Below are 14821 nucleotides of genomic sequence, written 5' to 3'. Positions count from 1 at the left end.
GGCCCGGGCGCGGCAGCGCCCGGGCGGGGAGGGGTTTAAATGGTTTCGGTATTGGCCAGCAGCCATTCGCGCGCCGCGCCGTCCACCAGCGGCAGCAAGCGCGCGCGCACCCCGGCGTGGTACTGGTTCAGCCAGTCCACCTCGGCGCGGGACAGCAGGTTGAAGTCCAGGCAGCGGGTGTCGATGGGGCACAGGGTCAGGGTTTCGAAGCGCAGGAAGTCGCCGAATTCGTTCTGCGACGAGGCCACGTTCAGCACCAGGTTCTCGATGCGCACGCCCCAGCGGCCTGGGCGGTAGACGCCGGGCTCGATCGAGGTGACCATGCCTTCCTGCATCGCCATATTGGCGTCCGGCACCGCGCGGGAAATGCTCTGCGGGCCTTCGTGCACATTGAGGAAATAGCCGACGCCGTGGCCGGTGCCGTGGCCGAAGTCGATGTCCTGCTGCCACAGCGGCGCGCGCGCCAGCGCGTCCAGCATCGGCGACAGGGTGCCGCGCGGGAAATGGGCCATGGACAGGCCTATGGTGCCTTTCAGCACCAGGGTGAAGTCGCGCTTCTGCTCGGCGGACGGCGCGCCGACCGCCACTACGCGGGTGATGTCGGTGGTGCCGCCCAGGTATTGGCCGCCGGAGTCTATCAGCAGCAGTCCGTCGCCCTTGATCTCGCTGTGGGCGGCTTCGGTAGCGTGGTAGTGCGGCAGCGCGCCGTTGGCGTTGAAGCCGGCGATGGTGCCGAAGCTGGGCGACACGAAGCCGGGTCGGCGCGCGCGCGCGGCGGTGATTTCTTTGTCTATGGTCAGCTCGGTGACGCGGCTGCGGTTGACCTCGCCTTCAAACCAGGCGAAGAACTCGCACAGGGCCGCGCCGTCCTGTTCCATTGCGCCGCGGATGTGGGCGGCCTCTTCCTCCGTCTTGCAGGACTTGAACAGGGTGCTGGGATTGATCGCCTCGATCACGCGGGCGGCCGGGTTGACCGCCTGGCGCAGGCCCAGGGTCACGCGGCGCGGGTCCAGCAGCAGGCTGGCGCCGGCCGGCAAGGCGGCGAGCGCCGGCTTGGTATGGGCGTAGGGCTGAACTTCGACGCCGTCGGCCGCCAGTTGGGCGCGCAGCTCGGCGGAAACCTTGCCTTCGCCGACGAAGAGGGTGGCCTGCCGACGGCTCAGCAGCGCGTGGCTGATGAAGACCGGATTGTAGTTGACGTCGCTGCCGCGCAGATTGAAGCTCCAGGCGATGTCGTCCAGCGTGGACAGGAAGTGCCAGTCGGCGCCGGCCTCGTCCATGGCGGCGCGCAAGCGCGCCAGCTTGTCGGCGCGGCTTTGCGGCGCGAAGGCCGATTCATGTTGATAGACCGGCGCGTCCGGCAGCGGCGGGCGCTGCGGGTCGATGGCGTCTATCAGGTCCAGATCGGTGCGCAGCCGGGCGCCGGCCTGTTCCAGCGCGGCTTGCAGCGCCTTGGCCGCGGCCAGGCCCAGCGAGTCGCCGTCCACCGCCAGCGTTTGGCCGGCGCTCAGGGTCTTGGCGATCCAGCCCAGGTGGTCGGCGCTGGCGGCGCTGACGATTTTGACCAGCTGGATGCCGCTGCCGGCCAATTCGGCCTCGGCCTGCACCCAGTAGCGGCTGTCGGCCCAGACGCCGGCGAAGTCGCGGGTGACGATCAGCGTGCCCATGGAGCCGGTGAAGCCGGACAGCCATTGGCGAGCCTGCCAGCGCGCCGGCAGGTATTCCGACAGATGCGGGTCCGAGGAAGGCACCAGACAGGCGTCGACGCCGGCGTTCTTCATGGCGGCGCGCAAGGAGGCGATGCGTTGCGGAATGGTGTCCAATTGCGGGGTTGCGAGGGTGTTCATGCCGGCTCCGGGGGATGTATGCCATGCATTCTGTGGCTAATGAAACCGGGGCGCAAGAGTATGAGCATAGCTGATGATTGCCATGTCATTTTGGCTGGAGGCGCGGGCGCGGGACGCCCGCCCCCGTTCAAGACCCGCTGTCGTCGAATTGAACCGTGGGCACGGCTTTGCGCAGGCCGCGCGTCAGGCACAACAGATACGCCACGCCCGCGGCGAGCCAGGCCAGGCCGATTTGCAGGGTGAGCGCCGATAGGCTGGTCCATAGCCATAGCGTCAGGGCAAATCCAATCGCCGCCGGCAAGCCATAACGCAGCCAGGAGCTGAACGGATGCGGCTTGCCGTCCAGCAGATAGGTTTTGATCACCGCCAGATTCACCACCGAGAACGCCACCAGCGCGCCGAAACTGATCAGGGAGGCCAGGGTGGCCAAATCCATCACCAGCGCCAGCAGGGAACAAAGGGATACCACCAGTATCGACCAGATCGGGGTGTTGAAGCGTTGCGACAGGCCGGCGAAGACCCGGTGCGGCAAGACGCGATCCCTGCCCATGCTGTACAGAATGCGCGAGACCGAGGCTTGGGAGGCCAGCGCCGATCCAAAAGCCCCGGCCACATAGCTGGCGGTGAAAAAACTGACGAAATAGGGGCCGGCGATGCGCTGCATCACCTCATTGGCGGCGGAGTCCGCATGCTGGAACCGGCTGCCGGGGAAAGCCAGCTGGCTGATGGCCGCCAGCAGGATGAACAGCAGCCCCGCTCCTATTGTCGTGATGATGATAGCCCGCGGGATGTCGCGATGCGGTTCCCGCGCCTCTTCCGCCAAAGTGGACACCGCGTCAAAGCCCAGAAAGGACAAACACAGAATGGCCGCGCCGGCCAGCACCGGAGCCATGCCGATGGCGCTGCCGTCCCCCTGCCACGGGGCCAGCAGATCCACGCTGGTCTGAGTCATGATCTGCCGGGCGGCCAGCGCGACAAACACCAGAACAAAGACGAGTTGAGCGGCCACCAGCACATTGCCGAAACGCGACACCGATTGAATGCCCAGCACATTAAACACCGTGACCAGCGCGATCATGGTCACGATAAAGCCCCAGGCCGGCACTTGAGGAAAGCTTTGATGCAGGTAGATGCCGATCACCAGATAATTGATCATCGGTAAAAATAGGTAATCGAGCAATAAAGACCAGCCGGCCAGAAAGCCCGCCATCGGACCAAAGCTTTTACGGGCGTAAGAATAGGCCGAGCCTGCAACCGGGTAACGGCCGACCATGCGGCTGTAAGACAGCGCGGTGAAAAAAATGGACAGCAAGGTGAGCAGATAAGCCAAAGCGGTGCGGCCGCCGGTGACTTGAGTGACCACGCCATAGGTAGTGAATACGGTCAAGGGCACCATATAGACCAGACCAAACAAGGTCAGCGCCGGCAGCGATAAGACTCGGCGCAGCGATCCGGCGTAGGGCAGGGGCTGCGCGGGCGCCGTCATGGGGAACGGGGGGGATCCTGGCATCATGATGCTCCTCTATTGTCGGTCAGCGCTTTGGCGCCTGTCCAAAGTCCGCTGCGTGTCGTTAACCGTCTCTTGGGACCGGCTATTGTTGTCGATTCAAGCCGCTTGCTATCCATGGCGCTTATCGTAGCAAGGCTTTCTCCGCGGCCTCGACGGCTTGCTCGAAAGTGTCCGCGATGAGGTCGGCCTGCTCCAGGCTCAGGGTCAACGGCGGCGAAATGATGAAGGTGTCCGCCAGATTGCGTATCAACACCCCATGTTGACGGCAGTAGTCGGAGATATAGGCGCCGAAGCCCAGATCCAGATCAAAAGGCTGTTTGCCGACGGGGTCGGCCACCAGTTCCACGCCTATCATCAGGCCCAGGCCGCGGACATCGCCCATATGGGGATGCGTGCTCTTTATCCTTGTCAGGCGCTGCAATAAATGACCGCCCACCTTGGCCGCGTTTGCCGTCAGCTTGTCCCTTTCGATGATCTCCAGATTAGCCAGCGCCGCCGCGCAGGCCAGCGGATGGCCGGCATAGGTGTTGCCGTGATAGAAGGCGGTTGGGCTGAACTGGCGGGCGTCGCTGGAGTGAAACGCCGACTCCACCCGCTGGTTGATCAAAGTCGCGCCCAGCGGGATGTAGCCGCTGTTAATCCCTTTGGCGAATACCATGATGTCCGGCTTCACCCCCCAATGCCGGCTGCCGAACAGCTTGCCAATGCGGCCGAAACCGGTGACCACTTCGTCCGCGATCAGGAGCACGCGATGGCGGTCGCACACCTCGCGCACCAAGGGCCAGTAATTGGCGGGCGGGACGATGACGCCGCCGGCGCCTTGCACCGGTTCGGCAATGAAGGCCGCCACGCTGCCGGGGCCCTGATGCAGGATTTCCCGCTCCAGCAATTGCGCGCATAAGCGGCCTAGGGTGTCTGAATCGTCGGTGTAGGGGTTGCGGTATAGATGGGGGGTGTCCACTTGGCTGAAGCCCGCCAGTAAGGGCTCGTAAGCCTGGCGATAAGCGGTGCTGCCGTTCGCCGACAAGGCTCCCAGGGTGACGCCGTGGTAAGCCTGCTTCAGCGAGATGATTTTATGGCGCTCCGGCTCGCCGCTTTGCCGCCAGTACTGGCGGGCCAGTTTAAACGCCGCCTCATTGGCTTCCGAGCCGCCGGAGGAGAAAAAGGCGGCGCTCATGCCTTCCGGCTCCGTCATCCGGCATAAGCGTTCGGCCAGCGCCTGGGCCGGCTGCGTGGTGGTGCCGCCAAAAATCGAATAAAAACCCAGCTGGTTCAATTGTTGGGTGATCGCCTCCTTGATTTCCGGATGGTCGTGCCCGACGTTCACATTCCACAAGCCGCCTTGCCCATCAAGATAGCGTTTCCCGGTTTGATCGAAGACATGGCAACCCGAAGCGCGATCGATCCGCAACGGCGGATGCGCGGCAATATGGCTGGCATTGGCGAAGGGGTACAAGAGATGGCCGGTGGGATGGCGATTGGCCGTGCTGCTCATGATGTTCTCTCCTCGGTTTTACGATGCGGCGCCGGTTGGTTTCGATGGCCGGCGTTCTGCTGTCCTACTGCTCCTGATTCAGCGTCATCCACACCCCCTTGGTCTGGGTGTAGGCCAGCAACGCGTCAAAGCATTTGTCGCGGCCATTGCCGGACTCTTTCCAGCCGCCGAACGGCAGTTGCATATCGCCGTCCATATAGCTGTTGACGTAGACCATGCCGGCTTCGACCTCGAGCGCGAAGCGATGCGCATGGTTGAGGTTTTGGGTCCAGATGCCCGCCGCCAGGCCAAAGCGGCTGTCATTGGCGATGGCGATGGCCTGGTCCAAGCCGGATACCGGCAGCACGCAGGCCACCGGGCCAAAGATCTCTTCCCGCGCGATGCGCATGCCGTTGTCCACGCCGGCGAACACCGTGGGGTTGACGTAGGCGCCATGTTCCAGGTGGCGCGGGGCGTCGCCGCCCAACAGGCATTGCGCGCCGGCTTGCCGGCCCAGCGCGATGTAATCCAGCACGCGCCGCTGCTGGCCGCGGCTCACCAGCGGGCCCATGCTGGTGGCCGGGTCCAGCGGGTCTCCCGGGAGGTGATGGCTGCGCGCGGCGCTTAGGAAGGCGTCGAGGAAATCGGGAAGAATGCTTTGCTCCACCAACAGGCGGGAGCCGGCGCAGCATACCTGGCCTTGATTGCCGAATACGCCCATGGCGGCCCAGCGCGCGGCGGCCTCCAGGTCCTGGACATCGGCCAGAATCACATGGGGGGACTTGCCGCCGCACTCCAAGGACAGTTGCTTCATATTGGACTGGCCCGCGTAGCCCAGCATCAGCTTGCCCACTTCCACCGAACCGGTGAAGGCTATCTTGTCGACATCCCGATGCAAGGCCAGCGGCCGGCCGCAGCCAGGCCCATCGCCGGTCAGCACATTGAATACCCCGGGCGGGCCGCCGGCCTCGACGAAGAGCTTGGCCAGCCATAAAGCGCTGAGCGGAGACTCCTCCGCCGGCTTGAGCACCACGGAGTTGCCGGCCGCCAGCGCGGGCGCGATCTTCCAGCAGCTCATCAGCAGGGGGTAATTCCAGGGCACCACGCAGGCCACCACGCCCAAGGGCTGACGCAGCACAAAGCTATGGATGTGGTGGGCGGTTGCGCCCACCGTGCCCTGCACCTTGTCGATGGATTCCGCGGTAAAGCGCAGGCATTGCACGCTCAGGGGCAGGTCCACCGTCAGCATGTCGCTGATCGGCTTGCCCATGTCCAGGCAGTCCAGCAAGGCGAAGGTGCGCTGATGTCGTTCGATCAAATCGGCGAGCCGATTGAGCACGGCCATACGCTCCCGCGGCGGCCGTCTGGACCAGGCGCCGGATTGAAACGCGCGCCGCGCGGAATTGACGGCGAGATCCACATCCTGGCTATCGGCGCTGGGCAGCTCGGCCAGGATTTGGTCATTGCTGGGATTGACGCTGGCGAAGCGCCGGCCGGAACGCGCCTGGCGAAAGTCCCCGTCAATGAACAGCCCCAGTTCCAAGGGCGGCTCCTTGGCCAGGGCGTGCCAGTCGGCGGCGGATAGGGGGTCAGCGCTCATCGTCGGCTCCTGAGTCTAATAGATGGGGAAAGGCGCCCAGCGCTTCAAACTGGCCGGCCAGCGACAGCAATTGCCGGTCCGCCCCGCGCGCGCCGATGAATTGCAGCCCAAGCGGTCTGCCGTCCGGAGTCAGGCCGCAGGGGACGACGCAGGCGGGATGCTGGCTCAGATTGAGCGGGAAGCTGAAGCCCGCCCACTCCGTCCAGGCCGCGCCATCGCCGGCCGGCTGTCGCGAGGCGATGGGGAAGGCCGCCAAGGGAGTGGCCGGCGCCAGCAGCAGATCGAACCGGCTCATCGTCTGGTCCATGAAGGCGCCAAACTCGGCGCGCCGGGTCTGTGCCGCGACCAAGTCCGCCGCGCTCAGGGCCAGGCCGCGTTCGGCTATCTCGACAAAGCCCGGGTCCAGTTGTCCGCGCAGGGCCGGCGCCATCCTGGACAGCCGGTTGGCCGCGCCGCTGAACCAGTGCTTTTGGAAAACATCGAGCAGATCGATATCGGGGAGCTCGAATGGCTGGATCTCCACCCCCAAGGAGCGCAGCAGACTCAAGGCCTGTTCCATGACCGCGGCCACTTCCGGCCGCAGCTGGCCGCAGGCCGGGGTGGACCAGTACGCCACCCTGGCCCGGCTGAGCGCCAAGGGCGGGAAGGAGGGCGGGTTGCCGATGGGCTGATGCCAGTCGCGCAGGTCGCGGCCGCTCATCGCGTCCAGCATGGCGCTGACGTCGCCGACGCAGCGCGCGATCGGACCAAGATGCGCCAGGGTGCCGAAGGCGCTGCCGGGATAGGCGGGCACCCGGCCAAAGCTCGGCTTGTGTCCGACCAGGCCGCAGAAGGCCGCCGGGATACGAATGGAGCCGCCGCCGTCCGTTCCCAGGTGCAATACGCCCGCGCCGGCGGCGGCCGCCGCGGCCGCGCCGCCGGAAGAGCCGCCCGGCGTCAGCTCAGGCCGCCACGGATTGCGCGTAATCCCATGCAGCGGATTATCGGTGACGGCTTTCCAGCCGAATTCCGGCGTTGTCGTCATGCCCAGCAAGACGGCGCCGGCGGCGCGCAAGCGAGCCACCGACGGCGCGTCGCTGTCGCAAACCGCCGCGCTGCTGCTGTGGCTGCCATAGCGCACGCTCCAGCCTTGCACCTGGACGATGTCCTTGATCGTGACCGGCACGCCATCGATGGGCGACAAGGGACGGCCCCGCCGCCAACGCTCATCGGCCGCGGCGGCGGCGGCGAGCGCGCCGGCGCGGTCGATGGAAGCGAAGGCGTTGTATCGGTCTTGGACCGCCGAGGCCCTGGCCAGCGCCGCGTCCGCGACTTCAAGCGGAGAAAGGCTTGCCGCGGCGTAGCGGGCGGTCATGGTTTGCACGTTCAGCCGGCAGAGCGGGGACGCGTCCGCCAGCGGATTTGTAGAAATAGATGACATACTCAGCTCCAAGGCAAGGAGCGGCGTGGCCGCAATGGCATGACTGGGCGGTGGTGTTGCCTGGCGATGATGGTAAGCAAACGGGGCGGCGCGGAAAAACGCATTTTTCGCGGCAAGTTGCGCTGTTTTTATGTGTAAGAGCCTGTTCAAAGTCTTGCGAGCGAGAGCGAGACAAAGCGTTGCGGCTGAAGAAGCGGAATGGTCATACGGTGCATGAGCATTCTCAAGCTGTTTTCAAGGCCGTATCGCTGAAGCGCGGCGGACTTTTAACAAGCTGCTCAATGCCGGCGAGGGGGCGGGGCCATGAATATTTCGATTAGACAAATCCGTTATGTCTATGAGGTGGCGTTGACGGGCAGCATCGCGGCGGCGGCGGAGTCGATACCGATTTCCAAATCCGCCTTGTTGAGCGCCATCATTCATGTGGAACACCAAATCGGATTTCGGATTTTTGAACGCCGCCCGGCGCGAGGCGTAAAAATCACCCCGGCGGGCAAGCAATTCATGCTGGCGGCGCAGGATATGTTGGAGGCGAAGTCGACGTTTAATCGCAGCATCGCCAATCTGACGCGGCCGGGCGCCGTGCAATTGCGGATTGGCTGTTTTGAGCCGTTTGGCGCTTTATTCATGCCGGATGTGCTGAAGCGCTATATACAGGGCCAGGGCGAAGTCGACATCCAACTGCGGGAAGGAGATCAGTCGCAATTGCGCGGCTGGCTGGCGGCCGACGAGGTGGATTTGATCGTGACCTACGATATCGGCTTTCACTTGGACGAGGAGGTCAGCCGTATCTGCAAAGTGCCCTGTCATGCCTTGCTGTCGAGACAAGACCCGCTGGCGGAACAAGAGTCGGTTTCCTTGGCTGATTTAGCGCTGCGGCCGCTGGTATTGTTGGATTTGCCGCAGACGGCGGCGTATTTGCTGGCCTTGTTCGCCATATCGCCTTGTCAGCCTCATGTGCGCTTCAGGACGCGCTCTTATGAAACCGTGCGCGCGGCGGTTTCCGCGGGATTCGGCTGTTCCATCCTGAATATGTGCCCGTCCGGCAGCGCCACTCGGGACGGACCTGCGTTGATACGAAGACCGTTCGCCGATTTCAGTCCCGCGCCCACGCTGATCGTGCAGGATAAACATGGTCGGGAAAAACCCGCTTTCATCCAGGATTTTATTAGCGCGACGCAGCAGCATTTTCGCCAACTGGGGCCGGAGGGTTTCGCCGTGGCGATCCCGGCCTTGGCGGCGACTTTGTTTCAGGTGTAAGTATAGATTGAACCATTTAAAAGGCGATTGGAACCGCCGCTCTGGCCTTGACGCCCGGGTGGGTATTTTATCGCCATGGCAAGCCCGGATGAGGTCTATACTGGAGCCGGCATTGGCACCGCCGATGCACGCCAAGGAGCTGATCATGAGTAAATCAAGACACAGCAGCAAGGAAGCCAAAAAACAGCCGTTGATGACGCCCAAGGAGAAGCGGGCGGCCAAACATCAGAAGAAGCATGGGCCGGACGGGGCGCCCATCATTGTCCCTCACTAAGGCGAGCGCCGCGGCGATGCGGCTGCCTTGATGTGCTGAGCGCCTCGCTGGTTTTGATCCGTGCGCTGTTTCCCTTCACGGTCCATCCGACCGTCTACGCCGGCCAGCGGGCCGGCCAATCGCCCAAACCTCCTGCCTTTGCGGCCAGGAGGTTTTTGTTTGGCGCGGATTGAATGCGGATCAAGGGCAGGCGCGCGCGGCCAAAATATGCTTGTTGATTTTTTTCGGCGGAGACGATAGCTTTACCGGCTTTATTCGGGGCCGGCCGCCGTGAACGCGGCGGGGGCGGGGGACAGGCGATGCAACAGGCCATCGAGGCGACGGGCTATCACGCCCATGTGTATTTCGACGCGGCGCAGCAAGCCGCGGCGCGGCGGCTGCGCGAGGTGGTGGCGCAGCGCTTCGCCGTGGAATTGGGGCGCTGGCGAGAGCAGGCTTACGGGCCGCATCCGGTGGGCGCGTATCAGATCGCCTTCGCGCCGGCCTTGTTCGGCGAGATCGTGCCGTGGCTGATGCTGAACAGGGAAGGGCTGAGCGTGCTGCTGCATCCGCTGACCGGCGACGATGTCGAGGACCACAGCGACTTCGCCATGTGGCTGGGCGTGCCGCTGGAGTTGAACATGGACTTTCTGCGCCAGCACGGCGACAACGGGCGCTCGGGCTAGCCGCGGAGGGCGCGGCCAAAACAAAACCCACCGGCCGGAGCCGGTGGGTTTTGTGATTGACGGGTACCGGTTTTAGCGCCGTTCCACCGCCAGCGCCACGCCCATGCCGCCGCCTATGCACAGCGTGGCCAGGCCCTTCTTGGCGTCGCGGCGCTGCATTTCATGCAGCAGGGTGACCAGCACGCGGCAGCCGGAAGCGCCAATCGGGTGGCCCAGCGCGATGGCGCCGCCGTTGACGTTGACCTTGTCCGGGCCCCAGCCCAGTTCGCGCGCCACGCCCAGCGCCTGGGCGGCGAAGGCTTCGTTGGCTTCCACCAGATCCAGCTCTTCCACGGTCCAGCCGGCCTTGTCCAGCGCCTTGCGGGTGGCGGCCACCGGGCCTATGCCCATGATTTCCGGCGCGCAGCCGGTCAGCGCGTAGCCCTTGATCGCGGCCAGCGGCTTCAGGCCCAGCTGGTCCGCCTTTTGGGCCGACATCAGCAGCACCGCGGCGGCGCCGTCATTGATGCCGGAAGCGTTGCCGGCGGTGACGGTGCCTTCCTTCTTGAAGGCGGCGCGCAGCTTGGCCAGGCCTTCGGCGCTGGCGTCGTGCTTGATGAACTCGTCGTTGTCGAAGGCCAGCGGATCGCCCTTGCGCTGCGGCACCAGCACCGGGGTGATTTCGTCCTTGAACTTGCCGGCTTTCTGAGCGGCGGCGGCGCGTTGCTGCGAGGCCAGCGCCAGCGCGTCCTGCTCTTCGCGGCCGATGCCGTACTTTTCCGCCACGTTTTCAGCGGTGATGCCCATGTGGTAGGCGTTGTAGGCGTCGGTCAGGCCGTCGTTGACCATGGTGTCGATCAGCTGGGCGTTGCCCATGCGGAAGCCGTCGCGCGAGCCGGGCAGGATGTGCGGCGACAGGGACATGCTTTCCTGGCCGCCGGCGATGACGATGTCGGCGTCGCCGTTGGCGATGGCCTGGGCGCCCAGGTGCACGGCGCGCAGGCCGGAGCCGCAGACCACGTTGAGGGTGGTGGCCGGGGTGGTGACCGGCAGGCCGGCCTTGATCAGCGCCTGGCGCGCCGGGTTCTGGCCGCTGCCGGCGGTCAGCACCTGGCCGAGAATGACTTCACTGACGTCTTCCGGTTTCAGGCCGGTTTTGGCCAGCAGGGATTTGATGACGGTGGCGCCCAGTTCCGGGGCCGGGATCTTGGCCAGCGCGCCGCCGAAACTGCCGATGGCGGTGCGGGTTGCTGCGACAATCACGACTTCCATGTTTTTCTCCGTCTCTCTCTTCAATGTGACCGCGAAGGTCGGTGTGTCGGCCAGCGCGCCGGCGGCGGGGCGGGGAAGCCGCTAAAGCGTTTCGAAGCGGCTTTCAACGCCCTTGCCCAACTATCCCGCCGAGGCGCGGCAGACTTTGAACAGTTTTTCTTAGAGCCTGTTTATGATCTCGCGAGCTAAGGCGAGACAAGGCGAAAACGAGCGAAAAAGCGGAATGTGCACGTGGTACATGAGCATTTTGAGCTCGGTTTCAATGCCCATGTCTATCCATCCCGCCGACGCGCAGCGGATCGTAAACAGGTTCTTATTGCAGGCTGGCCACCACGCTGGGCATGGCCTTGGCCAACACATAGCTGCCCGGCGCCGCTTGCAGCGGCGGGAAGTCTTTGCTGCCCAGGCTCTTGGGCGCGGCGACTTTCTTGCCGGATTGAGGGGCCAGCCAGGCGTCCCAGTCCTTCCACCAGCTGCCGGGGCGGCTTTCCGCGGTTTCCAGCCAGGCGTCCGCGTGCTGGGGCAGCTTGTCGTTGACCCAGTAATTGCGCTTGTCCTTGGTCACCGGGTTGATCGAACCGGCGATATGGCCGGAGGCGCCCAGCACGAAGCGCCGCGACGGCGCGCCGGTCAGGTAGTGGATGCCGGAGTAGGCGGAGCTCCACAACACGATGTGATCTTCGCGCGCGGCGAAGATGTAGACAGGGATGTCGATCTTGGAAACGTCGATGGGCACGCCGCACAGGGTGATGGAACCCGGCTTGGTCAGCGCGTTGTTCATGTAGAACTGGCGCAGCATGAAGGTGTGCATCGGCAGCGGCAGGTCCACCGCGTCGTTGTTCCAGTAGAGCAGGTCGAACGGCGCCGGCGTCTTGCCCAGCAGATAGTTGTTGACCACGTAGTTCCACACCAGATCGTTGGCGCGCAGGCTGGCGAAGGTGCGGCCTATCTCCTTGCCGCTGATGATGCCGCCGGCGGCGATCTTGGCTTCGCGGCTGGCCACCAGATTCTCGTCGATGAAGTAGGAGATCTCGCCCGGTTCGGCGTGATCTATCAGCGAGGTCATGAAGGTGGTGGAATCGAAGTATTTGAGTCCGCGCGCCTGCAGCACGCACTGGGTGGTGGTCAGGATCACGCCGCCGACACAGAAGCCCAGCGCGTTCATGCTGTCCTGCTTGCTGATCTTGCGCACGGTTTCCGCCGCGGCGATCACGCCTTTCTCGATATAGCTTTCCCAGGTGAAGTGCTTCATCTCCGGTTCCGCCGAGCGCCAGCTGATCAGGAATACGCGGTAACCCTGGGCGACGAAGTGACGGACCATGGAGTTGTCCGGCTGCAAATCCATCAAGTAGTACTTGTTGATGCAGGGGGGCACGATCAGCAGCGGTTTTTCATAGACCTGGCCGGTGGTGGGGGTGTACTGGATCAGTTCGATCAATTCATTGCGGAACACCACCTCGCCCGGGGTGACCACGATGTTTTTGCCGATCTCGAACTGGCTCTCGTCCGACATCGAGATATGGCCCTTCTGGAAATCCTCCAGCATGTTCTTCATGCCGTCGACCAGGCTTTCGCCCTTGGTCTCTATTGCCCGTTTCATCACGTCCGGGTTGGTCAGCATGAAGTTGCTGGGGGAGACCGCGTCCAGGTATTGGCGGGTGGCGAAGGCCAGCTTGTCCTTGGCTTCTTCCTCCAGCTGGGCGTTGTCCACCAGCTCGGTCATCCATTTGCTGGTGAGCAGATAGCCTTGCTTGAGGAAATGGTAGAACGGGTGTTCATCCCATTCCGGCGAGGCGAAGCGGCGATCGCCCTTTTTCGCCGAGGCGTCGCCGTTGGCGGGTGCCTGGCCCAGGAATTGCGACCACAGATTCATCTGCTGCTGATACAAGCTGCTTTGCCAGGCGAACAGCTGGCCGGCGTTGCTGAGCATGGCGCCCCAGGCGTTGGCCAGCGGCAGTTCAGCATTTCCAGGTTGCGGCGGCAGCGGCAGGTTGTTGACGAACTGCTGCATCCATTGTTGGTTGGCCTCGGATAGGCTGGCGAAGAAACTATCCAGCGGGTTTGTACTTTCTTGGGTCAAAGCTGTCTCCTGAAACGTGCCGAAGCGTTATCGAAGCTTTCCTGCATTGGACCGTGTAACAAAGTGTGCGGTCGCAAGGTACGCCATGACTGTAACAGGGTTGCATGACATTTTCACCGGGAGGAGGACGATAAGGCGCGTCGAAAGCCGCATCTTGTTGCCGCAGTGCACAATCTGCCTAGCTGTCCTTTCGGCCTGGCATGCCGGGGGGGTGGAAATTATGGGATAATCGCGAGCTGGTAAGCTTGGCGTTGAACAGAACGGGAAAGGATGGTCATGACGGCATTCAAGGCGCGCTTGGGTGATCAGGAGGTCGCGGTGGGCAATATCTTCTGCATCGGGCGCAATTACGCCGCCCATGCGGCGGAATTGAACAACCCGCTGGAGGACGAGCCGCTGGTGTTCCTGAAACCGACGTCGGCGCTGGCCGGAGAGGGCGAGCCCCTGCGTTTGCCCGACTATTCCCGCGACGTTCACCACGAGTGCGAACTGGTGCTGCTGATCGGCAAGGGCGGCCGCGACATTGCGGAGTCCGAAGCGCTCGGCCATGTGGCCGGCTACGGCATCGGCCTGGACATGACGGCGCGCGATGTGCAATCGGCGGCCAAGAGCAAGGGGCAGCCCTGGACCAAGGCCAAGGGCTTTCCCTCCGCCGCCTGCCTGTCGCGGCTGGCGCCGGCGGCCCAGGTGGCCGACCCGCAGCGGCTGAGCTTCGAGTTGCGCGTTAACGGGGCGCTGCGTCAGCAAGGCGATACCGGGCTGATGTTGTTCCCGGTGGCGGCCATTATCGCCTATCTGTCGCGGACCTACGGCCTGCAGGCCGGCGATCTGATCTATACCGGCACGCCGGAGGGCGTGGCGGCGGTGCGTTCCGGCGACAAGCTTAGCTTGAAGCTGGATGGATTGGCCTCCGCCGAATGGAGCGTGCTCTGATGGCGGCCTCAGGCGAGGACGAGGGCAAGGTCCGTCTCGACAAATGGCTGTGGGCCGCCCGTTTCTTCAAGACCCGGCAACTGGCGCACGAAGCGCTGGAGCTGGGGCGGGTGCAGGTCAACGGCGACAAGGTCAAGGCGTCGCGGGTGGTCAAGGAGGGCGACCAGCTAGTGATGCGCATCCATCAGCTGGAATACCGCGTCGAGGTGCTGGCGCTGAGCACCCAGCGCCGCCCGGCGCAGGAGGCTCGGCTGCTCTATCGCGAGGACGAGGCCTCGCAACGCGCGCGTGAAGAGCAGGTGCTGCTGTTGAAGGCGGAGCGCGCCAGTTTCCCGCATGGAGACGGCCGTCCCACCAAGAAGGCGCGGCGGGATATCGGCAAGTTCAAAGGGCAATTTTAAGAGGCGGTTCACAGTCCGCTGCGCGTCGGCGATACGGCGTTGAAAACGTTTTCGCCTTGTCTCGCTCTAGCTGGCGAGACTTTGAACAGGCTCTAAGAAGCCGCTC

The 14821-nt window shown here is 64.0% G+C and carries 12 protein-coding genes; 5 read left to right on the top strand and 7 right to left on the bottom strand.

What is annotated here, in order from left to right; all coding sequences use genetic code 11:
• Window positions 1-35 precede the first annotated feature (35 nt).
• The 5 genes from ACODRW_RS14345 to ACODRW_RS14325 form a co-directional block, all read right to left on the bottom strand.
• Window positions 36-1823: an aminopeptidase P family protein gene (locus ACODRW_RS14345; protein ID WP_488906063.1), complete on the bottom strand. Its 1788-nt coding sequence runs from the start codon at window positions 1821-1823 to the stop codon at window positions 36-38.
• Between the two features lie 151 nt (window positions 1824-1974).
• Window positions 1975-3357: an APC family permease gene (locus ACODRW_RS14340; protein ID WP_488906026.1), complete on the bottom strand. Its 1383-nt coding sequence runs from the start codon at window positions 3355-3357 to the stop codon at window positions 1975-1977.
• A gap of 121 nt (window positions 3358-3478) precedes the next feature.
• Window positions 3479-4852, bottom strand: a complete 1374-nt coding sequence (locus ACODRW_RS14335; protein ID WP_488877887.1) for an aminotransferase class III-fold pyridoxal phosphate-dependent enzyme — start codon at window positions 4850-4852, stop codon at window positions 3479-3481.
• Between the two features lie 64 nt (window positions 4853-4916).
• Window positions 4917-6431: an aldehyde dehydrogenase gene (locus ACODRW_RS14330; protein WP_488906025.1), complete on the bottom strand. Its 1515-nt coding sequence runs from the start codon at window positions 6429-6431 to the stop codon at window positions 4917-4919.
• A complete protein-coding gene (locus tag ACODRW_RS14325) occupies window positions 6421-7851 on the bottom strand; it encodes an amidase (protein WP_488906024.1) in 1431 nt (476 codons plus the stop codon). Before ACODRW_RS14325 ends, ACODRW_RS14330 begins: the two co-directional genes overlap by 11 nt.
• Before the next feature lie 303 nt (window positions 7852-8154).
• Here ACODRW_RS14325 and ACODRW_RS14320 point away from each other — a divergent pair, with 303 nt between their 5' ends.
• The 3 genes from ACODRW_RS14320 to ACODRW_RS14310 all read left to right on the top strand — a co-directional run bounded on the left by ACODRW_RS14320 (window position 8155) and on the right by ACODRW_RS14310 (window position 10050).
• Window positions 8155-9111, top strand: a complete 957-nt coding sequence (locus ACODRW_RS14320) for a LysR family transcriptional regulator (protein WP_235088985.1) — start codon at window positions 8155-8157, stop codon at window positions 9109-9111.
• A gap of 145 nt (window positions 9112-9256) precedes the next feature.
• A complete protein-coding gene (locus ACODRW_RS14315) occupies window positions 9257-9385 on the top strand; it encodes a hypothetical protein (protein ID WP_254894653.1) in 129 nt (42 codons plus the stop codon).
• A gap of 299 nt (window positions 9386-9684) precedes the next feature.
• Entirely contained in the window at window positions 9685-10050 is a 366-nt protein-coding gene (locus tag ACODRW_RS14310; protein ID WP_488906023.1) for a DOPA 4,5-dioxygenase family protein, read from the top strand.
• A 72-nt stretch (window positions 10051-10122) separates the two neighbouring features.
• On the opposite strand, the gene ACODRW_RS14305 is transcribed toward ACODRW_RS14310, so the two are convergent.
• Together ACODRW_RS14305 and ACODRW_RS14300 are read right to left on the bottom strand one after the other, a co-directional pair.
• A complete protein-coding gene (locus ACODRW_RS14305) occupies window positions 10123-11301 on the bottom strand; it encodes an acetyl-CoA C-acetyltransferase (RefSeq protein WP_488906022.1) in 1179 nt (392 codons plus the stop codon).
• A 313-nt stretch (window positions 11302-11614) separates the two neighbouring features.
• Window positions 11615-13312 carry a PHA/PHB synthase family protein gene (locus ACODRW_RS14300; protein WP_488906062.1) on the bottom strand — a complete coding sequence of 566 codons (1698 nt, stop codon included), beginning with the start codon at window positions 13310-13312 and terminating at the stop codon, window positions 11615-11617.
• A gap of 345 nt (window positions 13313-13657) precedes the next feature.
• Here ACODRW_RS14300 and ACODRW_RS14295 point away from each other — a divergent pair, with 345 nt between their 5' ends.
• Both ACODRW_RS14295 and ACODRW_RS14290 read left to right on the top strand, forming a co-directional pair.
• Window positions 13658-14314 (top strand): fumarylacetoacetate hydrolase family protein, encoded by a 657-nt coding sequence (locus tag ACODRW_RS14295; RefSeq protein WP_488906021.1) that lies wholly within the window; start codon window positions 13658-13660, stop codon window positions 14312-14314.
• Window positions 14314-14715: an RNA-binding S4 domain-containing protein gene (locus tag ACODRW_RS14290; RefSeq protein ID WP_488906020.1), complete on the top strand. Its 402-nt coding sequence runs from the start codon at window positions 14314-14316 to the stop codon at window positions 14713-14715. Before ACODRW_RS14295 ends, ACODRW_RS14290 begins: the two co-directional genes overlap by 1 nt.
• The last annotated feature ends 106 nt before the right edge of the window (window positions 14716-14821 follow it).

The sequence above is a fragment of the Chromobacterium sp. FG89 genome (assembly GCF_057808735.1).
This window is presented reverse-complemented; position numbering and strand designations above follow the sequence as displayed.